This window comes from Kitasatospora sp. NPDC087271 (assembly GCF_044744605.1).
Classification (GTDB): domain Bacteria; phylum Actinomycetota; class Actinomycetes; order Streptomycetales; family Streptomycetaceae; genus Kitasatospora.
The window spans coordinates 157,229-184,219 of the sequence record NZ_JBIUYQ010000009.1 but is presented as its reverse complement, the minus strand read 5'-3'; the positions used below and the strand labels follow the sequence as shown (position 1 = coordinate 184,219).

General features: G+C 70.9%; 22 protein-coding genes and 1 riboswitch. Of the genes, 11 read left to right on the top strand and 11 right to left on the bottom strand.

Features of this window, described 5'->3' with window-relative positions; genetic code table 11:
* The first annotated feature begins 1 nt into the window (after position 1).
* Positions 2-694: a TetR/AcrR family transcriptional regulator gene (locus ACIO9K_RS17970; RefSeq protein ID WP_400330895.1), complete on the top strand. Its 693-nt coding sequence runs from the start codon at positions 2-4 to the stop codon at positions 692-694.
* An 82-nt stretch (positions 695-776) separates the two neighbouring features.
* Here ACIO9K_RS17970 and ACIO9K_RS17965 read toward each other — a convergent pair whose 3' ends face one another.
* Together ACIO9K_RS17965 and ACIO9K_RS17960 are read right to left on the bottom strand one after the other, a co-directional pair.
* Positions 777-2,066, bottom strand: coding sequence for a Tn3 family transposase (locus ACIO9K_RS17965; RefSeq protein WP_400330892.1), 1,290 nt, complete (start codon positions 2,064-2,066; stop codon positions 777-779).
* A gap of 742 nt (positions 2,067-2,808) precedes the next feature.
* Complete coding sequence (locus ACIO9K_RS17960) at positions 2,809-3,348, bottom strand: hypothetical protein (protein WP_400330889.1); 540 nt, start codon at positions 3,346-3,348, stop codon at positions 2,809-2,811.
* Between the two features lie 300 nt (positions 3,349-3,648).
* On the opposite strand from ACIO9K_RS17960, the gene ACIO9K_RS17955 reads away from it, so the two are divergent.
* The gene (locus tag ACIO9K_RS17955; RefSeq protein ID WP_400330886.1) at positions 3,649-5,418 is read left to right on the top strand and encodes an MOSC domain-containing protein; all 1,770 of its coding nucleotides are present in this window, start codon (positions 3,649-3,651) and stop codon (positions 5,416-5,418) included.
* Here ACIO9K_RS17955 and ACIO9K_RS17950 read toward each other — a convergent pair.
* On the bottom strand, positions 5,372-6,688 hold the full coding sequence (locus tag ACIO9K_RS17950; RefSeq protein WP_400330883.1) for an RNA-guided endonuclease InsQ/TnpB family protein: 1,317 nt from the start codon (positions 6,686-6,688) through the stop codon (positions 5,372-5,374). The genes ACIO9K_RS17955 and ACIO9K_RS17950 overlap by 47 nt on opposite strands.
* A gap of 363 nt (positions 6,689-7,051) precedes the next feature.
* Between ACIO9K_RS17950 and ACIO9K_RS17945 the strand changes: the two genes are divergently transcribed.
* The 3 genes from ACIO9K_RS17945 to ACIO9K_RS17935 all read left to right on the top strand — a co-directional run bounded on the left by ACIO9K_RS17945 (position 7,052) and on the right by ACIO9K_RS17935 (position 8,973).
* Positions 7,052-7,747: a type 1 glutamine amidotransferase domain-containing protein gene (locus ACIO9K_RS17945; protein WP_400330880.1), complete on the top strand. Its 696-nt coding sequence runs from the start codon at positions 7,052-7,054 to the stop codon at positions 7,745-7,747.
* Between the two features lie 85 nt (positions 7,748-7,832).
* Positions 7,833-8,213, top strand: coding sequence for a nuclear transport factor 2 family protein (locus ACIO9K_RS17940; RefSeq protein WP_400330877.1), 381 nt, complete (start codon positions 7,833-7,835; stop codon positions 8,211-8,213).
* 352 nt (positions 8,214-8,565) lie between these two features.
* Complete coding sequence (locus ACIO9K_RS17935) at positions 8,566-8,973, top strand: hypothetical protein (RefSeq protein WP_400330874.1); 408 nt, start codon at positions 8,566-8,568, stop codon at positions 8,971-8,973.
* 91 nt (positions 8,974-9,064) lie between these two features.
* On the opposite strand, the gene ACIO9K_RS17930 is transcribed toward ACIO9K_RS17935, so the two are convergent.
* Positions 9,065-11,356 carry a hypothetical protein gene (locus ACIO9K_RS17930; protein ID WP_400330871.1) on the bottom strand — a complete coding sequence of 764 codons (2,292 nt, stop codon included), beginning with the start codon at positions 11,354-11,356 and terminating at the stop codon, positions 9,065-9,067.
* Positions 11,357-11,799: 443 nt separating this feature from the next.
* On the bottom strand, positions 11,800-12,276 hold the full coding sequence (locus ACIO9K_RS17925) for a GNAT family N-acetyltransferase (RefSeq protein ID WP_400330868.1): 477 nt from the start codon (positions 12,274-12,276) through the stop codon (positions 11,800-11,802).
* Positions 12,277-12,400: 124 nt separating this feature from the next.
* Here ACIO9K_RS17925 and ACIO9K_RS17920 point away from each other — a divergent pair, with 124 nt between their 5' ends.
* Entirely contained in the window at positions 12,401-13,141 is a 741-nt protein-coding gene (locus tag ACIO9K_RS17920) for a helix-turn-helix domain-containing protein (RefSeq protein WP_400330865.1), read from the top strand.
* Between the two features lie 763 nt (positions 13,142-13,904).
* Positions 13,905-14,810, top strand: coding sequence for a peptidase (locus tag ACIO9K_RS17915; protein ID WP_363587220.1), 906 nt, complete (start codon positions 13,905-13,907; stop codon positions 14,808-14,810).
* A gap of 304 nt (positions 14,811-15,114) precedes the next feature.
* On the opposite strand, the gene ACIO9K_RS17910 is transcribed toward ACIO9K_RS17915, so the two are convergent.
* The 6 genes from ACIO9K_RS17910 to ACIO9K_RS17885 all read right to left on the bottom strand — a co-directional run bounded on the left by ACIO9K_RS17910 (position 15,115) and on the right by ACIO9K_RS17885 (position 22,286).
* Positions 15,115-15,654, bottom strand: coding sequence for a GNAT family N-acetyltransferase (locus tag ACIO9K_RS17910; RefSeq protein ID WP_400330862.1), 540 nt, complete (start codon positions 15,652-15,654; stop codon positions 15,115-15,117).
* Positions 15,655-16,011: 357 nt separating this feature from the next.
* Positions 16,012-18,150, bottom strand: coding sequence for a hypothetical protein (locus ACIO9K_RS17905; protein WP_400330859.1), 2,139 nt, complete (start codon positions 18,148-18,150; stop codon positions 16,012-16,014).
* 205 nt (positions 18,151-18,355) lie between these two features.
* The gene (locus ACIO9K_RS17900) at positions 18,356-18,742 is read right to left on the bottom strand and encodes a hypothetical protein (RefSeq protein ID WP_400330856.1); all 387 of its coding nucleotides are present in this window, start codon (positions 18,740-18,742) and stop codon (positions 18,356-18,358) included.
* A 214-nt stretch (positions 18,743-18,956) separates the two neighbouring features.
* Complete coding sequence (locus tag ACIO9K_RS17895) at positions 18,957-20,345, bottom strand: hypothetical protein (RefSeq protein WP_400330853.1); 1,389 nt, start codon at positions 20,343-20,345, stop codon at positions 18,957-18,959.
* A 200-nt stretch (positions 20,346-20,545) separates the two neighbouring features.
* On the bottom strand, positions 20,546-21,388 hold the full coding sequence (locus ACIO9K_RS17890; protein WP_363620642.1) for a siderophore-interacting protein: 843 nt from the start codon (positions 21,386-21,388) through the stop codon (positions 20,546-20,548).
* Positions 21,389-21,791: 403 nt separating this feature from the next.
* The gene (locus tag ACIO9K_RS17885) at positions 21,792-22,286 is read right to left on the bottom strand and encodes a hypothetical protein (RefSeq protein ID WP_400330850.1); all 495 of its coding nucleotides are present in this window, start codon (positions 22,284-22,286) and stop codon (positions 21,792-21,794) included.
* Positions 22,287-22,844: 558 nt separating this feature from the next.
* Positions 22,845-23,050, top strand: a riboswitch (cobalamin riboswitch).
* A gap of 121 nt (positions 23,051-23,171) precedes the next feature.
* Here ACIO9K_RS17885 and ACIO9K_RS17880 point away from each other — a divergent pair.
* From ACIO9K_RS17880 to ACIO9K_RS17865, 4 genes are read left to right on the top strand one after another with little or no spacing between them, the layout of a single operon-like run.
* Positions 23,172-24,116, top strand: coding sequence for an ABC transporter substrate-binding protein (locus ACIO9K_RS17880; RefSeq protein ID WP_400330847.1), 945 nt, complete (start codon positions 23,172-23,174; stop codon positions 24,114-24,116).
* Positions 24,113-25,192: an iron chelate uptake ABC transporter family permease subunit gene (locus ACIO9K_RS17875; protein ID WP_363620648.1), complete on the top strand. Its 1,080-nt coding sequence runs from the start codon at positions 24,113-24,115 to the stop codon at positions 25,190-25,192. The genes ACIO9K_RS17880 and ACIO9K_RS17875 overlap by 4 nt, the downstream gene beginning before the upstream one ends.
* 41 nt (positions 25,193-25,233) lie before the next feature.
* Positions 25,234-26,007 carry an ABC transporter ATP-binding protein gene (locus ACIO9K_RS17870; protein ID WP_363587966.1) on the top strand — a complete coding sequence of 258 codons (774 nt, stop codon included), beginning with the start codon at positions 25,234-25,236 and terminating at the stop codon, positions 26,005-26,007.
* On the top strand, positions 26,004-26,747 hold the full coding sequence (locus ACIO9K_RS17865; protein WP_363620650.1) for a (2Fe-2S) ferredoxin domain-containing protein: 744 nt from the start codon (positions 26,004-26,006) through the stop codon (positions 26,745-26,747). The genes ACIO9K_RS17870 and ACIO9K_RS17865 overlap by 4 nt, the downstream gene beginning before the upstream one ends.
* Positions 26,748-26,991: the final 244 nt, after the last annotated feature.

Here is a 26,991-nt window from a genome sequence, read left to right as displayed (position 1 = left end):
CATGACCGTGTGGGACCGGCCGGAGCCGCCGACTCGCCCCGTGCCGCTCGACCGGGAGCGGATCGTCGCCGCCGCCGTCGCGCTGGCCGACGAGGGCGGCCTTGCGGCGGTGTCGTTGCGCAAGGTCGCCGCCCGGCTGGAGGCCGGCCCGATGCGGCTGTACGGATACATCTCCACCAAGGAGGAGCTGTTCGACCTCATGGTGGACGAGGTCCAGGCCGAGATTCTCCCCGAGGAACAGCCCGGTGACTGGCGGGAGGCGCTGCGCGTCCTCGCCCACCGCACCAGGCAGGCCGCCCTCCGTCACGAATGGCTGGCCGACCTGCTCGGCGGCCGCCCGGCCTTCGGCCCGAACGGCCTCGCCGTGGCCGAGTCCACCCTGTCCGCCCTTGACGGCCTCGCCGACATCGACACCGTCATGCGCGCCGTGGAGACGGTCAGCGCCTACTTCACGGGCGCGATCAGGCGCGAGATCACGAATCTACGGGCCGAGCGCGCCACGGGCCTGTCCAAGCACGACTGGCAGCGCGCCCGCGGCCCGCACCTGACGAGAATGCTGGCCACGGGCCGCTTCCCGGCGCTGACCAAGGCCGTGTACGAGGGCACGGACGTGGACGCCGAGGCATCCTTCGCGACCGGCCTGGACTGGGTCCTCGACGCCGTGGCCGCCAAACTCGCCCGGCCGCCGGCGTGACGCTCAGCTCCTGCCGAATGCGAGCGAGGCCGAGGGCCGTACTGCTCAACGGGCATGACAGGGTCCTTCACAGAGGTGACGGTCAGGCGGCTGTGCTGAAGCCGGAGGCGGCCGGGTCCTGGTCGCGAAGCAGGGTGAAGTCGACGTCGAGTTTCGGGTCGTACGCCTCGGGCTGGATACCGAGTTCCTGGGTGGAGTACTCGCCGAATCGTTTGATGTGCTCGGTCAGGTACGGCGAGATGTGGGCCAGGTCCTCCGGGTCGATCTCCCAGCCCTCCTCCAGGAGCTGGCGGATGATCTCCGCGATATCCAGGGCGTTGTGGAAGATCACCGCGCTCGTGAGCAGGGCGTTGAACTTCATCGCCTTCTCCTGCTCGATGGGGTCGTTGTCGGCGAGGACGCCCTGATTGCCGAAGCCGACCCACTGGGAGAACCGGTTGAACGACTCGACCTTGTTGGTCGCCGCGGTCACCCGCCGGCGAAGCGGCGCGTCCGAGAGGTAGCGCAGCAGCTGCACCGTGCGGATCACGCGGCCGACCTCACGGAAGGCGGTGTAGGTGGAGTTCTTGTGCGAGCCCGACCGCAGCCGCTTGAGCAGCGTCGAGGACGAGATGGCGCCCTCCCGCACGGACACGGCCACCTTCATCAGGTGCCGGAACTGGGACTCGATCAGATCCCAGTCGATGACGTTCTTGCCCGGCTCGCCGAACAGGGAGTCGATGTGGACGTATTCGCTTTGCTTGGACGGACGGTAGAAGGTCAGGCCCTTCCAGTTCCTGATCCTGGGCATCAGATCGAAGCCCAGCAGATGCGCCAGGGCGAAAACGGGCACGCTCTGGCCCTGGGTGTCGGCGTGCACGGTGGTCGGCTTGACCTCGGAGGTGTTCTTGAGGAGGCCCTCGATGATGTAGACGGCCTCCCACACCCCGCACGGGATGAAGTGCGTGAACAGCGCGATATTGATCAGGTCGGCGGGCCGGTTCTTCGCAGCGGCCTCCTTGCGGATCGCCGCCTCAGCGATCTGCCGGGCCTGGGACTGCTGGTACTTCGTCCCCACTCGCTGGCGCACCTCCGTACGCTGCCGCTCAGCGGTGCGGCCCGTCTCGTACAACGGGAGCGTGCCCTCCGGCAGCTCGACCGTACGGCGGACGAAGTCGACCACCATCTCCGGATACTCATCCGGCTTCGGGAACCGGCCCATCCGCTGATACGAATTCAGCGCCAGCAGCAGCGCGAGCTGATGCCCGTCGGAGTCCATCCGCTCAGCCGCCCACGCAGCTTCCTCCCGCGTCGGCGCGAAGAAGAGATGCAGCTCATGCGCGGTGATCAGCCGCTTGAACCGCGGGTACGCGGTCCGCTCGATCGAGGTCACAAGTCCCGCCCCAGGCCCAGAGATCAGTCAGTATCAGCACCAACGACCTTCGGCCGAATGGGTGACGGCCACTACTGCACAGGGCGCCAAGATCAAGTACTGGCGGCTTTGGGGCTTACCTCGGCGCCACCCCAACAAAGCGCCCCGCACCCTCGCGCGACAAGACACAAGCGACACGGGACGCCTGATGAAAAATCATCACAAACCATAATCAGATGCCCATACCCAATCGCTTCGAGGTAGCGAGACGATGAGAAACCCCATGTCTCGCAACACCCCGCGCGAGCCGACGAGGAACCGGCATCCAAGCAGGTCACCGCCTGGTCCTGGCATCCTTCCCGGCCCCGCCCCACACCTCCACCAGCGCAACCGCCGACCGCATCGGCAGCCTCATCGTCGGCGAGGAAGGGAAGTCCCCGCTCGGGGCATGGCTTTCGGACAGGCGCGGCCAGCACGCGGCCGGTGAATTGGCGCGTCACCGGGTCGACACGCGATTTCTTCGCGATCTGCGTGGCACCCGGGAACATGCCCGTGTTGGACCACACCTGCCACGTAGATGGCGCCGAACACCCGTAGCACGCGGCACTCCACGGGCGCGCACTGGTCCTCGTACGCCGATCGGGGGCCACCGCTTTCCGACCCTGGATCACGCCTCGCCATGGTCGCGATGGCCGTCATCATGCCCGGACCCGGCCACCACCTCGCCGACCAGCACCAGCACCAGCACCAGCCGGATCGCGAACTACAGCTGTCGCGAGAACACGGAAACCCTGCTCAGCAACCAGAACGCGCTGCTGGCGCCGAGGCCGTAGGCGAGGTGGGCGGTCAGATCATCACCCAGCGTCTTGGCATCGTATGTCCAGATGGGTTTGTAGAGTCCCGTGATCGGAAGCACCACGTATCCGCTGAGCCACACGAGCGCACCGTACGGGAGCCCGTAGAGGACGTGGGGCTTGCGCAGCGAGGCGCTGACGGCGCCGTAGAAGGCCGCGTTGCCCACTCCGTAAGCCCAGTGCATGAACGTGCTGACGGGGAACGCCGCGCTGTCCGGCAGCTCGCGCCGGGTGAAGGCCTCGACCAGGCGCTTTCCGACCTGCCCTGGGTCCGGCGCCTCCTGCCAGGTGCGGACCGGGGCGAACTCCCAGTGCAGGGCGTTGCGTTCGCCACCGGCCCGGCGCTGGCGCAGGAACCGCGCGGCGTCCATGCAGACGGTGCCGACCACTCCCGCCGCCAGGCCCGCACCGACAGCACCAAGCGGGGTCAGCTGCTTGCGAGTGCGCATAGGTCGATCGCTCCCGATCCCGGTTCTTTCAGAAGCCGGCGCTCTGGCCGCCGTCGACGCACAGGATCTCGCCGGTGACGAACAGGGCCTGTTCGAGGTGCATGATCGTCGAGGTTCATGATCGCCTCGACGACGGCGGCGTACCCGCGTCTGCGACACACGTCCGGCGGCGGCGCCCACCGGTTCTCACTCTACTCGTCGCCGCGCCCCGGCGCCGCGCAGAGTTCTTCGGGTGCGGCCGGCGGCCGACCGTACGACGCTGGAGTAACCGGCCTGTCGAGCGCGGGAGGAGCACAGGTCATGGCCGTTCTGATCGCCGTGAACGTCGGCATGCCCAAGGACGTCCCCTGGCAGGGCAGGACCACCCGCACCGGCATCTGGAAGCACCCCGTCGCCGGGCCCGTGATGGCGCGCCGGCTCAACCTGGACGGCGACGGGCAGGGTGACCTCGCCGGGCACGGCGGCGAGCAACGTGCCTTACTGGTCTACCAGTTGAGCTCCTACCGCCATTGGCAGGAGCACCTGAAGCGGGACGACTTCACGTACGGCCAGTTCGGCGAGAACCTCACCGTGGACGGACTCTCCGACGACGAGGTGTGCATCGGTGACCGCTACGGGATCGGCGGTGCGGTTTTCGAGGTCACCCAACCCCGCGTGACGTGCTACCGCGTGGGGTTGCGGCTCGGCGAGCCGCAGATGGCCGCCCTGCTGGTGTCCCATCGTCGCCCGGGCTTCTACATGCGGGTGCTGACCGAAGGGCGGGTGCGGGCCGGGGACGAGATCGTGAAGATCTCCTCGGGCCCCGAGGAGATGACCGTCGCGGAGATCGACGCGCTGCTCTACCTGCCCGGCCACGCCCGGCCACAGCTCGAACGGGCCCTGCGCATCACCGCGTTGAGCCCCGGCTGGAAGACGTCGCTGCGAGCCCTGCTCGACGACGCGGACCGCGGCTCCGGCGCCGCGGGTGGAAACCGCGGGTTGACCACCAGCAGCCCGCCGCCGGCCTGGCCCGGGTTCCGTCGGCTCGAAGTCTCCCGCATCGAGCCGGAGAGCGCGGGCATCTTCTCGCTCACTCTGGCGGCGGTCGACGGCGAGCCCCTCCCCGCCGCTCTGCCGGGGCAGTTCCTCACGGTCCGCCTGCGGCCGGACCCCCAGACCTCCCCGGTCATCCGCAACTACTCGCTCTCCGGCCGACCGGGCGCCGAAACGTACCGCATCAGTGTCAAGCAGGAGCCGAACGGTGTCGCCAGCACCTACCTGCGCCAGCACGTGAAGGTGGGTGACGTCCTCGATGTCGCCGCCCCGCGCGGCACGTTCCTGCTCACGGACGCGGACACTCCGGTCCTGCTGCTGTCCGCCGGTGTCGGCGCCACCCCGGTCCTGGCCATGCTGCACGCCCTGGCCGCGGAGCACTCGCAGCGCGCGGTGTGGTGGCTGCACGCGGCCCGGGACGGCGAGAACCACCCGTTCGCCGACGAAGTGCGCGCACTGCTCGCCCAGCTGCCCGCAGGCCGGTCGTTCGTCTCCTACAGCCGTCCGTCCGGCGTCGACCGCCCGGGTGTCGACTACACGGTCAGCGGGCGGTTCAGTCCCGAGCGGATCCGCGGCCTGGAGCCGCCTCCGGACGCCGACGCCTACATCTGCGGACCGAACGCGTTCATGCGGGACATGACCGGAGCCCTTCAGGCCTGCGGCCTGCCGTCCTCCCGGATCCACACCGAGGTCTTCGGGGCCACGTCCGCCGTCACCCCCGGTGTGGTGACCGGACCCGCCCGGGCGCCGCACCAGCCGGCCGCTCCTCCCGCCGGCCGCCCGGGACCGTCCGTAGCCTTCGCGCGCACCGGGCTGATCGTCCCCTGGCACCCTGACTACGGCACGCTGCTCGGACTCGCCGAGGCGTGCGACGTGCCCGTACGCTGGTCCTGCCGCACCGGAATCTGCCACACCTGCGAGACCGCGCTCCTCTCCGGCCACGTCGAGTACGCCCCGCAGCCCCTGGAGCCCCCCGCCACGGGGAGCGCGCTCATCTGCTGCTCGACGCCCCCGGCCGACGTGGTCCTGGACATTTGACATCCTCCCCGTCCCAGAGGACGGGGATTCCTCCCGCGCCTGCGGCGGCACAAACACCCGTGCGTGGCAGGTCGCCGAGGTAGGTTCCCCGTTCAACGGGCCGTGCCTGGCATGGGATTGCCACGCCAGGTCTGACCGGCCCTCCAGGGGCGTTTAGCCTGTCCGCCTGCCCGGCGGCCAGGATGTTCCGAGCAGCGTTGAGGTCACGGTCATGAAGCACACCGCACGCGCTACAGACCCACTTACGGACGGCGAGGGGCTTGGGTCCGTCGCGGTGCCCGCACTCCGAGCAGAGCCGGGAAGACGGGAACGCACGGTGCACGATGCCGATGACGCGCCCGTAGCGGACTGCCTTCTCTTCGAGGAGCCGTCGGAAGGCGGCCCATCCGGCGTCGTGGACGGACTTGGCAAGCCGGCCGCGGGCGAGGCCGCGCACGTTCAGATCCTCCAGGTAGACGGCTTGGTTCTCGCCGATCAACCTGGTCGTCTGCTTGTGCAACCAGTCCATGCGGGTGTCGGCCACCTTGGCGTGCGCCCTGGCGACCTTCCTGCGGGCCTTCTCCCGGTTCTTCGACCCCCTGGCCTTGCGGGACAGCTCCCGCTGCGCCGCCCTCAACCGCTTCTCCGCCTTCCGCAGGAAACGCGGGTTGTCGATCACGGAGCCATCGGAGAGAACGGCGTACGTCGTCAGCCCCAGGTCGATTCCGACCTCGGTGTCCAGCTCGGGCAGGTGCCCGGGTTCCACGTCCACGACGAAGGAGGCGTGGTACCGGCCCGACGGGTCCAGGACGACCGTCACCGACGACGGGTCGGCGGGCAGCGCCCGCGACCACTTCACCCGCACATCGCCGATCTTCGCCAGGTTCAGCTTCCCGTTGCCCCGCACCCGGAACCCATTGCGGGTAAACCGCAGCGACTGCTGGCTGTCCCGTCTGGACTTGAACCGGGGCAGCCCGACCGGACGGCCCTGCCGCTTGCCGGACACCGAGTCAAAGAAGTTCCGGTACGCCGTGTCCAAGTCCCGCAAGGACTGGATCAGCGGGTCCACCCCGACCGAGGCAAGCCACGCCCGCTCGGCGGTCTTCTTCGCCCCAGTGATGACCTGCTTCTGCAAGTCCGTGGTCTTCGGAAACGCCAGCCCTGCCTTGCGGGCTTCCTTCCGCGCGGCAAGGGCATCGTTGTACACCACTCGCGCGCACCCGAACGTACGTGCCAGCGCAGAACACTGACTTACCGTCGGATAGATGCGATAGCAGTACCGAAGATGCACAACAACAACCTACCGGAGGGCACTGACACCCTCCGCCCAAGCCCCCGAAGCTCACTCCGCCGCTGCGCGGCTCCGGGCCAAGGACCCATTCCTCCCCGTCCTGACGGCCGGGGCCTCCTGGGAGAACAAAGGTGACCGGATGCGTCCGTGGCGGAGGGCGCCAGCGCCGACGGCGCGCCGAGCGATACGTGTGGCAGAGCGCCGACGGGGCGCCGGGTTGCGCGCGGTCGGCGCAGCTGCCTAGCGTGGTTGCGTGGGGCGAGGGGCGAAAACCGGCGGGGCGGGTCGGTTGCATGGGACATCCCACCGTGGGGCATCCCGCCGAACCCACTCCTGGCATGTGTCCGAGAGGGGATCTCTGCCATGGCAAAGGTGCTTTTCATCGTCAGCGGAGCCACCTACTGGGTGTTGAAGGACGGCACGCGGCACGCGACCGGCTACTGGGCCGAGGAGTTCGCGAACCCGTACAAGATCCTCACGGACGCCGGTCACGAGGTCGACGTCGCGACGCCCAACGGTGTGACACCGACCGTCGACATGATGAGCCTGCGCCCCGAGATGGTCGGCGGAAACGACAGCGCCCTGGAGCTGGAGGCCGTCATCCGTTCCGCCGAGGTGCTGCGTCGACCGCTACAACTGTCGGACGTGCGTCTGGAGGACTACGACGCGGTCTACCTGCCGGGCGGTCACGGTCCGATGGCGGACCTGGCGTGGGACGCCGACGTGGGGCGGCTGCTGACCCGGCAACTGGCCTCGGGCAAGCCGCTGTTCATCGTCTGTCACGGTCCCGCCGCGATGCTGGCCACCAGGATCCACGGCGAGTCGCCGTTCAAGGGCTACCACATCACCTGCTTCACCGACGAGGAGGAGGACGGCGTCGGACTGGCCTCCAGGGCGCCGTGGTTGCTGGAGACCGACGTGAAGGCGAAGGTCGGGGTCGACTTCAGCCGCGGTCCGGTCTGGGAGCCCTACATGGTCGAGGACCGCAACCTGGTGACCGGACAGAACCCGGCCTCGGCCGCGGTCCTCGGGAACCGGATGCTGGAGATCCTCAAGTGACCAGTCCTGGAGCGATCCGGCCCAGGCACGCGCCCGCGTCGCAGGACATGGGGCACGTGGTGTTTCGAGCGAAAGGGCCATGACGGTGGAAGCGACGCTTGCCCGGGCCCTGCTGGACCGGCACTGGGCCGCATCGAACAGCGGCGACGCGGACGCGGAACACGACATCTACGCCGACGACGTCATCGTCGAGTACCCGCAGTCCGGCGAGGTCATCCGCGGCAGGAGCAACATCCAGGCACTGCGCACCCAACATCCCGCGGTCCGGACCTTCACCGTGCGCAGGATCCTCGGATCCGGCGACCTCTGGGTGACCGAGTTCGTGCTCACCTATGACGGCAAACCCACGCAGACGGTGAGCATCATGGAGTTCTCGGCAGGCCGCGTGGTGCGGGAGACGCAGTACTTCGCCGACCCGTTCGACCCGCCGGCCTGGCGGTCGCAGTGGGTCGAACCTGGAGAGTGATCCGCCGCTGGTCCGCGGCCGCGACCTCGAACACACCCGAACTCGCCGAGCGCGCCGAGGCAGTAGCGGGCAGCGTGGGCAGCCCGCTTGGGAGGGGCCGCGCGGGCGGAGGGCGGGTTCAGCGCCGACCGCCGAGGCCAGGTGGAGTGACGCCTCGATTTTTATCAATTGCCGGGCCAGAGTTGATAGATGATGTACAGTCAGGTCGACTTCGCAGGTAGTGCCGTGACACTGCCGGTGGCGCAGGCCCGGCGTATCACCCCGGGGAAGGACTCCGGGATCGACCGCCGTCCGGCCGGTCCGTACCGTCGTCGACGGCGTGGGAGCAGCGATCGGCGTTGGAAGGGACATCATGAACGGCAGGATCGTGACTCTGCTCGGCGTACCCGCACTGCTCGCGGGGGCGGTGCTCGGTGCGGCCCCGGCGCACGCCGGCACCGGGGTGCGGGTCGACGGCGCGACCGTTTCCGGTGGCGCCTCGGCGACGGTGAACGCCACCATCGCGTACTCCTGCGACGCCGGCGGTCTCGTCGCGTCCGCGACCGTGACCGCCGAGGACCGTACGTCCGGCGCCCTTGGCTACGCCCGTTTCACCCCGAACTGCACGGGCGCGAATGTCCAAGTGACCGTCCCGGTCACGACTTTGAACCAGAGCCGCTACGTCGCGGGTGACACGGCGGCCGTCCGGGCCTCGCTGCTCGACGCGACCGACACCGAGGTGGTCGGGACCATCACCCGGCTCACCGTCGGCACCGCGTAGCCGGGTCGGCGGCGGGCGGCGGGCCGCACGGGCCGGGGAGCGCTCGTGCGGCCCGCCGCCGCGGTACGGGGTGCGCGGTACGGGGTGCGGGCTACTTCTTGGCCGGTGCCTTCGGGACGGCGTTGTACGGGTTGTGGTGGTGGTCGCCGATGTGCAGCTGTTCCTCCGGCGCGCCGGCCAGCTTGGGCAGGACGTGGGTGCCGGTCGGGTCGGTGATGACGATGGCGTCGCCGTCGCGGCGCACGTCGTGCGGGGAGCCCTTGGCGTAGGAGGCGAGCTCCGCGCCCGGGCCGGTGGGGGTCGAGTCGGCCACCGTACCGAACACGTTCGTGGGCAGCGTCAGTGCGGTCGCCGTCGCGCCGAGCGTGGTGTTCGCGGACTGCTCGCCGCCGTACGCGGCGCCGAAGGTGGCGCCGCCGGTGACGGTGGTGCCGGCGGGCACGGTGACCGGCACGGCGGTGCCGGAGGTCCCTTGGAGGGTGACCACGCCGCCCTGGACGTAGCCGGTGGCCGAGCCCGTGTTCTGGGCGTGCTGCCAGCCGGCCTGCTGCTGGAGGACCGTCCCGGAGTCGGTGAGGGTCTGGTTGACCACCGGGGTGTCCGCGGTGAACCAGGTGCGGTAGGTGGACAGGATGCCGGTGAGGGTCTGCAGGGCCAGCTTGTCGTCGGTCAGGTTGGACTGGTGCATGAAGAAGGGCCGCGGGTCGTTGGACAGCACGTACCCGAGGGTGATCCTGACCTGCAGCGGCAGGACGTAGCTCGACCAGGCGGTGTTCGGGTCCAGCGGTGCGATGCAGGTCGTGGTGGCCGGGTTGGCCTCGCAGTTGCCGCTGCCGCCGTTCGCCTTGGAGGTGTAGAGCCAGTTGTACTCGCTCACCTCGTCGGCCTGGGTGGAGACGTTGTAGAACACGTTGACCGGGTGGCGCGGGGTGCCGAGCGCGGAGGCGATCTGACGCTGCCCGCTCTCTCGGGAGGCGTCGACGCCGAGCCACTGGATGTTGTCGGCACTCAGCGCGGCCAGGAAGTTCGGGTTGTCGTCGGGCTGCTGCGGCAGCATCACGGTGCCGGAGTGCTCGCCCGCGACCAGCTCGTTCGGCCGGAACGGGAGGCCGTTGGCCTGGGCGAACTGGATGTTCTGGGTGATCTGGGAGCTGATGGTGGGCTGGTCGACGTATTCGATGGCGCCCGAGGCGTCGGTCTGGCACCGCCAGGGGATCACCGAGAAGTCCTGCACGCAGCCCAGGAACGGGTGGTCGTAGGTGTGGTTGACCCACCGGAAGCTGTTCTTGTTCGCCAGCAGCGCGTCGCTCAGCGGGTCGTCGCCGCCCTGCTCCTGCTGGTACTCGACACCCGGTCCGGCGTTGAACAGGAAGTCCAGGGTGTAGCCGTTCTGCTGCTGCCAGTTCACCGTGTCGGTGACGTCGGAGGCGGCCATCCGGATGGGTGTGGTGTCCGGTACGCCGGCGGCGCAGTCGCCTTCGCCCGGGGTGCACTTGCCGCTCTGGCTCCACCGGGAGTTGGCGTTGAACAGGTCGTCGATGTGTGCCGAGAAGTAGTTGCGCCAGTAGCCCAGGTGGACGCCCCGCGTCACCCAGTCGACGATTCCGTGTGCGAGCAGCCGGAACTGCTGCTGGTCGTAGTTGTACGCGAAGGTGAGGACCAACTGCTGGCGGCCGCCGCTGGTGTAGACGCCCGCGAGCACGCCCTGCGTCGAGGTGCCGGGCACCGTCTCGGTGAGGAACGGTTCGAAGTGCGAGCCGGTGGTCGGGTTGTCGGGCACCGGCGTGGCCAGCGCGCCGTACGAGCCGCTGCCGCCCGCGGTGCCCTCGAACGGCACCGGGCCGTTGAGGTAGCGGAAGGCGTCGGTCCGGGCGGAGGAGGACGCGGTGGCGGTGGTCGCGTCGAGCGAACCGGTCCACGAGGGCGTGCTCAGACCGGTGTTGGCGCCCGGCCACACGTAGGAGTCGACCTGTCGGACGTGGTAGGTCTGCTCGTAGCCGGTGAGGGCGGAGAGTTCGGCGGCGGAGAGCTGGCTCGGCGCGTCGTTGGGCAGGACGACGCCCTCGAAGTGGCCGTGCGGTGTGCCGTCGGCCAGGGCGTCGGCGAGGAAGGACGCCGTGAGGGTCGCGCGGTTGCTGCTGGTGAGGTCGACCACGGTGGTCGGCACGCCCTCGGAGACCAGTTGCTTGTGGATGCCCTCGACCCACGGGTTGCCGTCGGTGACGACGAGGACGTTCAGGTCGACCCGGGAGGTCGCGGCCGCGGCCGGGACGACCGTACCGAGGGATATCACCGCGCCGGCCACGACCAGCGCGATCAGCGGCAGCGCGCGGAACGGCGTCCGGCCCGCGCGCGGGGCAAGGCGGGGTTTCAGGAGTCTCATGGCGCCCACCCTGGCGCAGCGGGCGGTCGCTACGGCCGCGTTCCGTCAGACCTTGACCGATCGATGGCGGGGTTTTTGGAAACGGTTCCCGTTTCGGAAGCTTCCCCGTAACCGGCCTGCACGCCTGCGGCCCTGCGGCTCGGTCAGAACCGGCCGCGCCGGGCGGGCCGCGGCACCGGGGGTTGTCTGCGGCGGTGCGTATCGTCCGGGGCAACAGGTGCCACAGGAGTGAGAAGGAAGGGGCGGGAATGGACGAGGTCAGGCCAGGGACGCGCGAGTACCTCGACGGACGGAGGCGACCTGACGGCAGGCCCCCGCCGCCGCTCTGCCGGCCGCGGGGGCCAGCCCGTCGGCTGCTCGGGGCAGGGGCCGCATGCTCACCCGCCACCGCGGTCCTTGAGGAGCGGGCAGAACACGGCATGCAGCACCGCGGTGCTGCGGATTCAGGCGGCTGACGGCGGGGCGAGGTCCTTTGTCATGAAGACCCTGCTGGTGCCCGGCGGGTCGCACGGGACTTCGCCCAGGCGTCGCCAGCCGTGCTTCGCGTAGAAGCCGGGAGCCTGGAAGCTGATCGTGTACAGGACCGCCGTGCGGCAGCCGCGTGCGCGGGCTTCGCTTTCGGCCCGGCGCAGGATCTCACTGCCCAGGCCACCGTGGCGCAACTCGGCCGGCAGGAAGAACAGGTCGAGGAAGAACAGCCCGAGTGAGGTGCGACCGGTCAGGCCACCGATCACCTGGGAGGTCACGCAGTCACGCACCAGGACGGCCAGTGGGCGGCGGTCGTCGACGGATGTCGAGTCGGTGTTGAACCGGTCCAGGGCGTCGGAGATGAGCGATACGTCCGCGGGCTTCGGGGCGTCGGTGACCGTGAGGCCGATGCCGGGCCGGGGGTTCGATGGCGTGTTGTCGGTGGCAGGCATGGGGCTCCCAGGTCGGTTGGCGGCAGGTGTGCGGGCGCAGGGCGCGGTGGCCTCGGCCGGTACGGGACGTTAGGGCGTGGACGCTTCGGCCGGGCCCGAAGCGAGATCGACGACAATCGGGGACATGGACCATCAGCGCGAGGGCCGGGACGTCGGCGTGGACCTGGCCGCCGTGGCCAGGCTGCTGGCCGACGGCACCAGGGCGGACTTCTGCCTGGCCCTGCTGGACGGCCGGGCCTGGACGGCCATGGAACTGGCCCGCCATGCCGGTGTCGCGGCCTCGTCCGCGACCGAGCACCTGAACGTGCTCGTACGTGGCGGACTCCTCGCCGAGGAACGCCACGGACGCCACCGTTACCTGCGGATGGCCGATCCGCGCGTGATGGCCCTGATCGAGAGCCTCGCCGCACTCGCGCCGCGCCACACCCACAGGCCGCGTTCGCTGTCGGGCTCAGGGCGGCAGCGGGCCCTGGCCCGCGCGCGGCTCTGCTACGACCACCTGGCCGGAGAACTGGGCCTGGCCGTCACCGACTCGATGGCCGGCCTCGGCCTGTTGGCGTGGGGAGCCGATCCGTCGCTCACCGCCGAAGGGGCGGCCTGGCTCCACGACCTGGGCATCGCACTGCCCGACGCCTCCCGCAGACCGCTGGTACGCGCCTGCCTGGACTGGACCGAACGGCGCCCGCACCTGGGCGGGGCCGTCGGCGCCGCCATCTGCGGGCACGCCCTGGCCGCCGGGTGGCTGACCCGGATCGGAACCACCCGTGCCCTCGCCCTCACGGATCTGGGCAGGCACGAACTGCGCGACCACCTCGGACAGCCTGCGACCACCAAGCTGCCGCCCTGGGACCAAGAGGCGGATTGACGGCCATGGGATGAACGGTCCCGGTGCTGGTGGGGCCGTGGCGGTGGAAGGGCCGCACGGGTTGGGTGAGTTGCGAGGCCTGGTCCCCGACCGCTCCGCACGACGCCCGGCCCGCCGCCGCCGGACAAACACCGGACTCGTCCTCGCCCGCGTCGCCGTTTGCTGCTCACCCACCGGTCGAACCGCCCGCCGACCTGCCGCCCAGGGGCGACCGACAGCTCGTACTGGTAGTAGGCCCGGAACTCCTCGGCGTACCGGTACCTCGGATCGGTGCCGGTGAACTCCCGCTCGCACCAGTCCCCGATCCGGTCCGCGAGGTCGGCCCCCAGCTCCAGCGGTGCCGGGTACTCCGTCACCACCTCCGGGTGCAGCACGCACGGCTCGGGCACGTAGTCTCCGTCATTCTCCACGTCAGCCGGCAGCGGCGGATCGGTCAGCAGCGCGTCGACCTGCGCGGAGGAGCCCCACACCACCCTGACCGCGGGCAACCACGACGGCTCGTGGTTCAGCGGACACCACAGCACCTGCAGCAGGTCCGCGCCCTCAGGGCACGGCAGCAAGGGAATCGCGTGCGCGTAGAGCTGGGCCACCGGCAGCAGGGGCGGCATCGGCGGGCCGAGGACGGTGATCACCGCGTTGGGCCGCGGTCGCCGACGCCGGTCGCCGCGCCGGCCATTGACACGTTGTTGACTCGTTGTTGACATGCCGCCTCCAAGCTGACGGGACAGCAGACAGCACACCCCACAGCGAAGGAAGGACAACCATGCGCATGCGCGGTCTCCTCGCAGCAGTCGTGGCATCGGTGGCGGCCCTCGGCATGGCCGTGCCGGCCTCGTCCGCCGCACCGGCCACGGACGCCAAGCCGATCGAGCGGGTCAGCGGCAAGAGCCACGTCTTGATCAACCCGGCGAATGCCGGCAGTACGAGCTGGGCGCCCGAGAAGGAGAGCTCCCTCGACGGCCAGCCGCTGACGATCCACGCGACCGAACCGACCGTCAGCCCGAACGGAGGCGCCAAGGCCAACGCCGACGCGATGGCCGGCGCCAAGGCCAGCGTCTGGGGCACCACGGGGCGGCTGCTCACCGGGGACGGCGTGTGCACCGCCAACGTCGTCTCCAGCGCCAACCGCGATGTCATCGCCACCGCCCGGCACTGCGTGGAGGGCGGGCACGACTTCAAGTTCGCTCCCGGCTACGACGCGGGGAACGCCCCCTACGGCTGGTGGACCTGGCGGGCGGCCGGCTGGGTCGACGCCCCCGCTCCGCAGGGCGACATCGCCTTCCTCGTGCTGAACACGCTGAACGGCCGACACATCGCGGATGTCGTCGGGGCCACCGGCATCGGGTTCAACCGGGACATCAACAACTACGCGCACATCATCGGCATCCCCGGAGTGGTCCCCGCCGAGCGGGAGCACATGCTCTGGTGCGGCGGCCAGCCGGTGGCCGGCCCCGAGCAGCCTCCCACCGCGCGGATCGACAACTGCATCGGACTGGGCGGAGGTGCCAGCGGCGGGCCGTTCTTCGTGAACTACGACCAGAACGACGGCTCGGCCGTTCAGACCGGCGACTTCGTCACGGGCAACAGCTGGCAGGGCAAGTGGTGGGCGGTGAGCGCCTACTACCGTGACGACGCCTACAACGTCTTCAACGGGGCGCAGAACGCCTGATCGCGCGCGCGGTACCGGTCCCCTGTCCCCGGTACTCCAGCCGGACCTCGATGCCGAGCCTGCTGGAGTACCGGGACAGGGGGCCGGTGCTGCTCCGCGCCAGTTCGCGGACGGCGCACCCGTCGCGACGGCCACTACCGACACGCGCGCGCCGGGCCCACGCCCGCCTGGACGCGCGAGAGGCGCCCCTCCCCGCCACGAGAGAACGACAGGTGCGCCGACTCCTGACGGCGTCCGGCCGAGAACCCGCGGTTCCCTCCCGCGCGCAGGTGGGCGGGTGCTCCCCGGCGGTTGCGTCGCAGACTCAACCGGACGACGTGGCCGGGGAACGCATGCCGAGCCACTGCTCGGCGCCCCAGGCCTCGAACCGCTCCACCTCGGTGAACCCCAGCTTCGCCGCCAGGCGCATCGAGCCCGCGTTGGCGCTCTGGGTGGTGAGCACCACCGGCTCGCCGGGAAGCGCGCCGGCGAGCCAGCCGAGTGCCGCCGCGCACGCCTCGGCGGCGTACCCGAATCCCCACGCCCGCGGCAGGAACAGGTAGCCGAGATCGATCTTCCCCGCGGCAGCCGGACGGCGGTGCCCCGTCGCCCTCCTGAGCAGGATCTGGCCGATCATCGCCCCGTCGAGGTCGACGACGAAACTCCCGGGCCACCGCTCGGGCGCCCCGGGCATCTCGCGCTCAAGCTCGTCACGCGGCCGGGGGCCACCGAGGTAGGCGTGCACCTCCGGCGAGGCGAGCAGCTCGATGAACGCCGCACGGTCCCGGATCTCGGACGCACGGAGCACGAGCCTCCCGGTCCTGACCGGCTCAGGCGGCCACACCACAGCTCCCAGATCTTCCATTCGCGCACGCTAACAGGTGGTCAACCCGACCGACCCGACACCCCGGGACACAGCGCCCCAGGGCGGCGGGCACCGCCGGGACGGCCGGCGGCAGGCCGGCGGCGGGCCGGGGTCGTTCGCCCGTCCGGCTTCCCGCACGAGGTGGTGTTCCGCCGCCACCCGTCCTGCCAGCAGCTCAGCATCGTGCGCGAGGAGGACTTCGTCTGCGTCCTCTGCGCCGAGGCCCCGCCGCAGAGGTGGAACGTCGACCGGCCCGGACGCCAGACGAAGCGCTGCGTGAACGCGGTGCGGGAAGACACCGAGCGGGAAGACGCCGTGCGGGAAGGGGACGCGAGGGCCGGGGGTGGCGAGGTGCCGTCAGTCGTTTTCCTCGTCGGACACGGGCTCGGTGAGCCCCTTGCGGCAGTGGCCGTGGCCGGGGTGCTTGTGGCAGTAGGAGTCCTTCTCCTCCCCCACGGTGATGGTGGCCTTGGCGGGTTCGCTGACGATCGGGTTCCCGTGCGGATCGGTGGCCGCCGCGAACGCCACGTTGGTGAGGTCGCAGCCCTTCTCGGCGCCGCCGCGGTGGTGGGCCGCCTTACAGGCTTCGATGTCGGCCAGGGTGATCGTGTAGGTGCCGTGGCAGGTGGTGCTGGCCCCGGGCGTCAACGTGGTCGCCTCGCAGCTGACGCCGGCGATGCGGTCGTCGTTGACCAGCACGCCGTGCAGGTCGGTGCTGCCGGTGTTGGTGACCGTGTAGGAGTACTCCACCGTGTCACCGACGGCGTAGGGGCCGCGCGAGAGCACCCGCTTCTTCAGGGTGAGGTGCGGCGCCCCGATCGGCAGCGTCAGCTGGGTTTGCGGGGACGTGACCGGCTGGCCGTTCGCCGTACCGGTGGCGGTGGCGGTGTTGGTGACGGAGCCGGCCGCAGCGTCGTTCTCGGTGATCGTGTACGTGCCGTGGCAGGTGGTGCGGTCGCCCGGGCTCTCCGCCGGGGCGAGCGCGGTCGAGGCGCAGGTGATGTCGGCGACGTGGTCGTCGGTCACGTGGACGCCGGTCAGCTCGGTGCCCCCGGTGTTCTGGACGGTGTAGCGGAAGGTGACCGTCTGCCCGACCGTGTAGGGGCCGGGCGTCTGCACCTGCTTCTCGATGGCGAGGCCGGGCGGCCGTTCGATCGGCACGCTCTGCGAGGACGGCGGCGAGGAGACCGGCCGGCCGCCCGAAGCGCCGGTCGCGGTGGCCGTGTTGTCGATGGAACCGTGGGTCACGTCGGCGGTGGTGACGGTGTGGGTGGCAGTGCAGGTGACCGTATGACCGCTCGCGAGCGTCGTCGTGGGACACGTGACCGGGCCGACCTTCGGGTCGTTGACGGCGAGGCCGGTGATGTCCGTGGCACCGGAGTTGGTGACCACGAAGTCGTACGGCACCCGCGTCCCGGCCACCAAGTCACCGGGCAGCGGCTGCCGGACCTGCTTGACGAGGTTCAACTGCGGCAGCGGCTGGTTGCTGCTCACCACCACGTTGCGGATGAGGTGCACGTCGGTGAACAGACCGGTGGAGGCCGCGAACCCGAACTTGTAGGTGGCGGGCGCCGGTTGCGGGGCGGGTGTGCTGAGCACCTGGTGGGAGCCGGTGCCGTCGTTGAAGTCGACCGACACGGTGAGCACCGGGTCGGGCGTCGGGGTGAGCTCGACATGGACCCGGCGGCGCGAGGGTTCGAGCGCGGTCTCGGCCTGGGCGGGGGTGGCCCCCGGGGGCAGCGCGGTGAGCGGCCCTTGCAGGGTGCCCGGGAGCGTCGACGGCCAGGGTGCGGTGGTGCTGAAGTTGCTGGTGGTGGCGGTCAGGAAGCAGTAGCCCTCGATCCCGTCGCCCGGGCCGCGCACCGTGACCATGTTGGCCCCGGGGCCTGGGACGCGGAACGCCGTCCCGGCGGGCGAGCGGGTGGGACAGCCGTTGCCGCGGTGCTCCCAGTCGCCGAAGTAGTTCCCGAGGACATCGAGCCCCACGCCCAGGTAGCCACGGTCCACACCGGGCAGGAAGGTGGCGGTGGGGTCGTCGTCGGGAAGCTTCTGCGCGTACCCGAGGCTGCCGCCGAAGGCGCCGGGGTGGGTCAGCGCGCCGTCGCCGTTCACCAGGAAGAACGAGATGCCGTCAGCGGGGTTGGCCGGGGTCGTGCTCCCGTACTGCCACTGGTCGAAGGTGACATCGAGGCCCTGGTTGGCGGGCAGCGCGTTGTTGTAGAGGACCGCGCCGGCCTGGTCGTTGGACGCGTCCATCAGCCGCAGATAGCCGTGCGGCGCGCCGTCGGGGGGCGGCACCGGGCCCACGCCGCCCGGGCAGCCGCCGAGCCGATGGTCCCCGGGGCCGGGCGCGGTGGCAGCCGGCGCGCCGGTGAGACAGGCCGACCCCACGCCGGTGAACTCCGGGGCGGCGGCCTGGGTGAACGTCTCGCTGACCAGGGGCGAGCCGCCGGCCCGAGGCTGCGCCTGGGTGCCGGTGTCCAGGCACAGGGGCATTCCGGCGCCCACGATCAGGGCCAGGGCCCCTGCGGCGAGCCGGGCCGTCCGGACGCGCCGCGGGCGCTGTCCAGGAGGGGCTGAGTGCTGTTCATGTGTCATGTCCCCACATATAGCAGTCACTCTGAGTATTCATCGCAAAGACAGGCTGTTACGAAATTGCCCTTCGGTGACTTCGCTGACTGCCGCGGGGGGTCCGGGCCCGCTATCGCACGACGAGAATCTCCGGCATCGGCAGGCACCACTCGCCCAGCATCCCGATGAGGATCCGGCGGGCCAGTTCCCGGGCTTCGATCCACCCTGGATCGACCGTCAGAGCCTCCCTGTTCCACCGATCCGAGCTCTCCCGGCCGCTCATCCCGGCGAAGATCGCATCGATCGCTCGAAGGTCACGTAGCACCTCGCGGCTGAGATCCCCGTCCTCGACCAGGCCCTCGGCCATGCGGAAGGCGTGGTCGAAGTCCAGGGCGACCTCATCCGTCGAGACACCCTGCTCGTCCACCCAGATCAGCTGAGCCGAGGGATCGGCCGCCAGCACGGCCAACGCCTCGACAAACAGGCGTTCACGGAAAGGAGCATCAGGGACTCTCACCTGGGAATCGTTGCACGGCTCAGCGGGGTAGGTTCCGAGGCCTGGACATTGAGGACCAGGACATGGTCATGCTCGACGCTGACACCGCCGGCTACGCTTCCCGCACCCCCAAGGGCCCTCGCCGAACCGCCCCGAGGCGGCCTGATGAGATTGGTGGGGGCGTTCGAGAGAACTCTTCCGGCGATCAACGACGAGTACGTGGACGATCGCGGGGTCACCGGGCGAGTTCGGGTACCAGTTCGGCGGCTGCTTCGATGCGGTCGAGGACGTTCCGAGCGGAGTCCGACAGCGGGTAGCGGCCGGCGTCGGCGCGGGTGGCGCGCGATCGGTCGGCGTCCGCGCGGGAGAGCGACGACAGCCGTCTGGCCAGCAGGTTCAGGGGGTGGTCGAGGTCGAGGACCACGGTGGAGTAGAAGCCGTCGGCGCTGTCGCGGGTCGGCGGGAACAGGCCGCCCTCGTAGACGGCGAGCCTGCCGTACGGTGCTGACTCGAAGTGCCCGATGCCGGTGTCGAGGGAGCCCAGGAAGGGCGGCGAGGTCCGGCTGTCCAGGGACGTCTGGTCGTAGAAGAAGTTCTCGTTGCCGCCGTCCCCGACCAGGAGGCCCCAGGCGGGCACGGGGCTGAGCCTGTGCAGGGCTCTGGGTGGTGGGAACGAGGCGGGGTGCAGCGGGCGCAGGCGGTCGCCGACCACCTGCCACCGCTGCAGGCCCCGGTCCAGGCCGGCCGTGACCAGGGAGTCGGCGGTGAACGCGATGGCGCTGATCGGTCCGTGGCCGAGGTGGTCGTCCGCGGCGAACTCGTGCATCGGTTCGAGCCTGCTGTCGGTGATCAGGATCCGGAACCCGTCGGCGAACGCGATCCGGGTGCCGGAGGGATCGACGGCGAACAGGTCGGCGCGGTTGAAACCGAACTCCGCCAGGTCGAGCTGCAGCTCCTGGCCGCCGAAGAACCCGAGCGCCGCCCTGACCAGCCTCAGGCCCGTCACGAAACCGTCGGCCGTCGCCTCCACCCTTGCTCCGAGCAGCGCCGTGCCGCCGGCCAGGACCGTCTCCCCGCCGGGTGTGTACTCGACGAGTTCCGCGTTCCGGAGGTGGCCGTCGCCGGCGAAGTCGCGCAGGGCGACCACGGTATCCGCGTCCACGCAGCACAGCGACACGTGGTTCGTCGGGCCTTCGTAGAACTCGTTCAGGACGCCGGTGCGGTCCACCGTCACGATCCGGCACCGGTGGAGGTCCTCGCCGATCAGGTTGATCGCGGCCAGCGGCAGCTGATGGCAGAAGCCGACCGGGCCGGCGGCGTTGAGGGCGGACGGCAGCACCCGCGAGGCCGACGCGTGGACCGACTCGCCGACCCGTACCACCTCACGACGGTCGGTCTCGGCCAGCAGCTGGGCCAGCTGGCGCTCCGCCATTCCCTGGGGCTGCCACCGCGATGGCTTCAGGTGGGCGGCTGCCGCCGCGGCCTGCGGGAAGGGGAGGGACAGCACCAGCTTCCACAGACCGCCCCAGGCCCCCTGCCGGGCCAGTGACCTGGCCAGCTCCTGCGTACTCCCGCTTCCCTCGTCTCCCCTGCCGCCGCCCCGCCCGCCGAAGAGCCTCGACATCGCCCAACCCCCTGTCGACTGCGCCGAATTGGCCTCCTGGAATTCTCCCTCAGTGATCATGAAACCGGTACTGGGCCGGAGGCATGCGCGGTGAGGACAACGATTCCGTGTACAGCGTCGACGAAGGCGGGAGTGCGGGCGGCGGGGGGCCGCCGGGGGCGGGCAGAGGCCGGGGAGGGGCGGCTGCCCGGCCGCGTAGATCAGCCGGCCGACTCCTGCTCGGCCTCCACCTGGGCGTTCCACTCGCGCTTGGCCGCCCGCCAGGCCTCGTCACTCTGACCGGACCGCCAGTAGCCCGAGACCGATAGCCGCTCGCGCGGGATGCCTCGCTCCACGCGCAGCAGACGCCGCAGTTCCTTCACGAAGCCCGCCTCACCGTGCACGAACGCGGATGCCGTGCCGGCGGGGAATTCCAGCGCGCCCACCGCCTCGACCAGCGCCTCGCCCACCGGGCGGGCACCGCGGTGCAGCCAGCTGATCTCGGCCCCGGAGGGCGAGACGATCTTCTGCTCCTCCGCGGCGTCCGCGACCTCGACGAAGGCGTGCACCACGGCATCGGCCGGCATCCGCTCCAGCGCCGCGGCGATCGCGGGCAGCGCGCTCTCGTCGCCCACCAGCAGGTGCCAGTCGGCGCTCGCGTCGGGGGCGTAGCCGCCGCCGGGGCCCAGGAAGCGCACCGTCTCGCCGGGCTGTGCGCGGGCCGCCCAGGGCCCGGCCAGGCCCTCGTCACCGTGCACCACGAAGTCGATGGTCAGCTCGCGCAGGGCCGGGTCCCAGGCCCGCACGGTGTACGTCCGGGTGATCGGCCGCTGCTCGGGCGGGAACTCCTCGCGGATCCGCGCCATGTCGAAGGGCTCCGGGTAGCTCACGCCCTCGGGCGTGAAGAGCACCTTGATGTAGTGGTCGGTGAACTCGGTGGCGTCGAAGTCCTCCAACCCCGCACCGCCGAGGACCAGGCGCACCATGTGCGGTGTGATCCGCTCGGTGCGCAGCACCTGTGCTTCGCGCGCCTGCGGTGTCCGGCGGGTCGGTTGGTCTGCCATGGTGCCCCCCTGGGCTGTGTGGTCGCGCGTCTTGGTTAGGCTTGCCTAAGTTAGCACCCTTGAGGCGGTGCTCGACGCAGGGACGGCAGCCGATCCCCATTCCGCCCACGACCGGGAACGTGACGCCCCGGCAGCCCTGCTGCGGCTCGCGGACGCGACAAGGTCGTACGGAGCCGCCGCGACCGGTTCGGCGCAGCCAGACCGCGCCGCGCGCCGCCCGGGAGCCGACGACCGAGGTCGCCGCCCGCAGAGCGGCCGCGCCGCACTCCCCGGACCGATCCGGCACCGCAACCCGCTCGGGAGGATGGGGAGCGGGCGGCCGGTCAGGACGCCGGTACGATTTCGGCCGCCCTGCCGGAGGCACTCGTGGTTCAGGTGGCGGGCGACCGGGTGGGGTCGGGCCTCAGGCGCGCCGCACCACGAAGGTGACCTCCGCGTTGTTCCCCCCGCCGCCGATCACCTGGCAGGTGAGACCCGCACCGACAGTGCACTCGTTGACGTTCGACCCGGCGTAGGGGTTGCTCCAGTGGATCAACCCGCTCCAGGTGTCCACGCCGAAGCCGATCTGCCCCTCGGTGCCCGTCAGGAACCCGCACGACTCGGTTTTCCAGCTGGGGGCCACGTTCGGCAGGATGTAGCTCGGGGGCAGAGGACTGCCGGCGCTCCAGCACCCGTGGGCCAGGGTGGCCGAGCCGAGGTAGAGCATGCTGCCGGTCTGGTTCGACAGGGTGACCTGGGTGCTGCGCACCGCGTAGGCGGCGGACGCCGCTGGGGCGGCCGACCGCGTCGTTCCGGCGGAGGGGCCGGCGGCCTGCGCCGCGGGAGCCAGGGCCAAGCCGGCGCTCAGCGCCAGGACGGCGGTCAGTACGGAGGACTGGACAACACGCTTGGAGGTCATGGCAGCCAACTCTCTATCGGAGGATGGTCAGGTACACGCCTCAACGGGACGGCGGACCTCGTTGGTTCACCAACCGCCACGACGTGCGGGAATGAGGGCCTGTGTGAGGTAGTGATCAGCCTTCTGGTTGCACCCTCCTCCGAGGGCGGAACAGGGAGGACTGTGGGCTGTGACGCGTCGGCAACTCACGGACGATCAGCGGACGATGATTGATCCCTACCTGCCGGTCGGCAGGTTCAGCCCGCACCCCGAGCGACCGCGGGAGCGCTCGGGCCGGTGTGCCAGCACCGCCGGCCAGCAACGCCGTGCCTACGAGCAGGAACTGCTGCGAAGCCGCGAGGTGGCCGAGTGGCGGCGCCCTACTTCCCCGTCACGTGCCCGGACGAGGTCCTGGACCACCACCTGCGGCACTACGCCGTCGAGTTCAGGAACTGGATCGTCGCCGCCGCCCGCACCTGAGACCCCCGGCCGGGCCCCGTGGCCGATCCCTCCCCCGCCCCCGGGAACGGTCCAGACGATCATCCCACGGGCTGGCCAGCTCCGACCTGACCACGCCTGATACCTTGCCATCGCCGTGGTGTACGGGAAACCGGTCTGAGTCCGGTGCGGCCCTCGCCACTGTTGCCGCGGAGTTCCGCGGCCCTCGCTGACCGGCTTTTCCAGCGGTCAGGGCCACTGGGCGGGTTGGAAGAGCCGTCCGGGAAGGTCGGCCGCGGCGCGTTGATGCGGAAGCCAGGAGACCGGCCACGGCGCTACATGTTCCACGAGGGTTTTGGAGAACACGTGCCCAGCGGTCTGCCGTATCCGTTCCGTTCGATATGTTCCGTACGTCCCACAGGTCCGATACGTGTCGGCCGGGCGGTCGCGGCCTTCCTGTTCATCGGCATGCTCGGAGCTTGCACGGGCGCCCCCGCGCCCACCACGTCCGGCGGGACGGCCGGAACTGCCGCGCCGGTCAGCGTCGACAATTGCGGGACCACCGTGACGGTCGGCGCGCCGCCCGACCGGCTGGTGACGCTCAACGAGGGTGCCACCGAGGTGGCCCTGGCCCTCGGCCTGCAGTCCCGCATGGCCGGTACCGCCTACCTCGACGATTCCATCCCGGAGAAGTGGAAGGCGGCCTACGACTCCGTCCCGGTGCTCTCCAAGGACTACCCGACGAAGGAGAAGCTCCTCGCGGCCCGTCCCGACTTCCTGTACGCCTCCTACTCCAGCGCGTTCACCGACAAGGTCGCGGGCACCCGGGGGGAACTGCGCGGCCAGGGCATCCCGTCGTACCTGTCCCCGTTCGGCTGCTCGGACAAGAGCCAGGTGCCGCCGACGACCTGGCAGGCGGTGTGGGGCGAACTGAACGACGTCGCCAAGGTCTTCGGTGTCACGGAGCGGGCCGCCGCGATCCAGCAGCAACAGGAGCAGCAACTGGCCGAGTTCACGGCAACGGCCGCTGGCAAGGGCTTGAAGGTCCTGTGGTACGACTCGGACACCAAGGCGCCGTTCGTCGGGGCCGGCCACGGCGGACCTCAACTCGTTCTCGATGCCGTGGGCGCCCGCAACGTCTTCGGGGACCTGCCCGGTGGCTGGCAGAACGTGAGCTGGGAGAAGGTCGTCGCGGCAGACCCGGACGCCATCGTGGTCGCGGACGCCGGCTGGGACACGGCCCAGTCCAAGATCGACTACTTGGAGAACGACCCGGTGCTGAGCAAGCTCACCGCCGTACAGCGCAAGGCTTTCGTGGTGGTGCCGTTCTCGGAGTCGACTCCCGGCGTGCTGCTCGCCGACGGTGCCGCCCGGGTGTCCGCGGGACTGGGCCGACTGCACCCGGGTTCATGACCGCGCCCCACCCCGCCGTCGCGCGGCCCCCTGGTCCGGGCCGCGCGACGGCGGCCCTGGCCATCGGTGCGGCCCTGCTCCTGGCCACCGTGCTCCTCGGCCTCGCCGTGGGCTCGCAACACGAGCCGGTCCGGACGGTGATCGACGTCGTGGTGCGCCGTCTCGGGCTGGGCAACCCGCACGTGACGCTGCTGGACGACCAGATCGTCTGGCAGTTGCGGCTGCCCCGGGTTCTGGGAGCGGCTGCCACCGGCGCCGGCCTCGCGGTCTGCGGTGCGGTGTTGCAGACGCTGACCGGGAACGACCTGGCCGATCCCTTCCTGCTCGGGATCTCGGACGGAGCCGCCGCCGGCGCGGTCACCGTGATCGTCCTCGGTGTCGGCGTGTCCGGCGCCGTGGGCACCGGCGCGGTGTCCACGGCGGCCTTCGCCGGTGCCCTGCTAGCCGCCGTCGTCGTCCTGGCACTGGCCGGCGCGCGCACCCGGTCGCTACCGACCACCCGGACCGTGCTCGCCGGCATCGCGGTGGGACAGATGTGCGGGGCCTACACCTCGTTCGTCGTGCTGGTCCTCGGGGACCGCAACGCGGCGCGCGGTGTCATGGAGTGGACGCTGGGCTCGGTCGCCGGCGTGCGGTGGCCCACCGCCGTCTTCCTGACCGCGGTCGCGCTGGCCGGTGTCACGGTCCTGGCCTCCTCGGCCCGCGACCTGGACGCCTTCGCGTTCGGCGAGACCGCCGCCCGCTCCCTCGGCGTCCACGTCGAGCGCACCCGCTGGGTCCTCGTCGCCACCGCCGCGCTGGTAACCGCGTGCCTGGTCGCCCACACCGGCGTCATCGGGTTCCTCGGCCTGGTCGTACCGCATGTCGTCCGTCTCGTCTGCGGCCCGCGCCACGCCCTCCTGCTGCCCGTGTCGGCACTGGTGGGCGCGTCCCTCCTGGTGGGCAGCGACATCGTGGCGCGCTCGGTCCTCCCCGACCGGGAGATCCCCGTCGGCGTCATCACGGCCGGGCTCGGAGCGCCCTTCTTCGCCTGGCTGCTGTGGCGCCAGGGGCGGGCCGACGGGAGGGGGCAGTGACGGTGACGCCCCCCGCCGAGCTGCGCACGGAGGAGCTCCGCGTGAGCATCGGCGGAGCCACGCTGCTGGACGCGGTCTCGCTCGCGTTCGCCCCCGGCCGGATCACGGGCCTGCTCGGACCCAACGGCGCCGGGAAGACCACCTTGCTGCGCGCGGTCGCCGGACTGACCCGGCCGAGCGAGGGTCGGGTCCTCCTGGACGGAGAGGATCTCCACGCACTCACGGCCCGCCGACGAGCACGACAGGTGGCCTTCATGGAGCAGCAGGCGGACACCCGGCTGTCGCTGCCGGTCCGTCAGGTCATCGATCTCGGCCGCACGCCGCACCGCAGCCGCTGGCCCGTGCCGGCGAACTCCGCCACCGACGCCCACGAGCGGTCCGTGTTCGCCGCGGCCGTGGCCGCAGCCGACGTCGGCCACCTGCTCGACCGGTCCTGGCCGACGCTGTCGGGTGGCGAGCGGCAGCGGGTCCAGCTCGCGCGGGCACTGGTGCAGGAGCCCGGCGTGCTCCTGCTCGACGAGCCCACCAACCACCTCGACCTACGCCACCAACTCGGCTTCCTCGGCACCGTACGCGGGCTGGGCATCACCACGGTAGCCGCGCTGCACGACCTCGAACTCGCCGCCGCCTACTGCGACGAGGTCGCCGTCCTGCTCGACGGCCGACTGGTCGCCCACGGGCCCAGCTCCGACGTGCTCACCTCGCCGACGATCGCGCACGTCTACGGCGTCGACGTCACCGTGGAACGACACCCCCGGCACGACAGACCGCACATCCGGTGGAACGGACTGCTCCCCGAAGGGACAACACCATGACCCGCCCCGTCCCGGGCGCGCTCGCCCGCCGCAGTGCCACGCTCCTGGTCGGCATGTCGATGGGGGAAGCCGTCCGCCGTGACGAACTCCTCCGGACAGCGGCGTCGCACCAGGCCTCGATCGCGTTCCTGCAGCAGGCAGACCCTTCCCTGTCGGCCGAGCTGACCAGGCTGGCCGACGCGGGCGCCGAGACCGTGGTCGTGATCGGCGTCCGCCTCGCGGCGTCCGGCCCGGCCCAGTCCTGGCTACGGCGGATCGCGGCGTACTGGTGGCGCGAGCGCGCGGGCCACCGTCCCGAACTCCTCGTCGCGACCCGCCTCGCCGACTCGCCGGACGCGGTCCCCGCGGTGGCCGCGGTGACGAGGGCCATCACCGGCCAGGAGCCCGGCCTCACGTCCGCGGCCTGGGAGGAAGTCCCCGGCCACCGGCACCAGGTCCTGGTGTGCCGCGGCCCGCGTTGCGCGGCCAAGGGCGCGGAGGAGGGACTACGCGCCCTGGTACGGAAACTGACCGAGCACGGCCTCGGCGACGACGACGTGCTCGTCACCCAGACGGGGTGCCAGTTCCCCTGCAACCAGGCCCCCGTCGCCAGCGTGCAGCCGGACGACATCTGGTACGGGAAGATCGACCCGGCCGTCGCCGGCCGCATCGTCACCGAGCACCTCGCCGGCGGACGACCGGTCGAGTCCCACCGACTCCCACGCCACAGGAAGGAGCAGGCGGACCACCACGACGGCTGATCGCGACCACGAGGCCCAAGCTTGAGCCCGTGCCCCGCCCCGCGGCCGACAGCACCAAGCGGCGGCATCGAAGCCACCCTCCACCCTCCACCCCTACCGCGACCAGATCAGGGCCATCGACGAGCAGATGACCGAAGCCCTCAAGGACGACCGGCAGTAGACCCACAGCGAGCTCGACCTGCGACGAAGCCCCACCCGCGCGGCCGGCTCACCACGGAGTTGCCCGATCTCCCCCGGATCCACG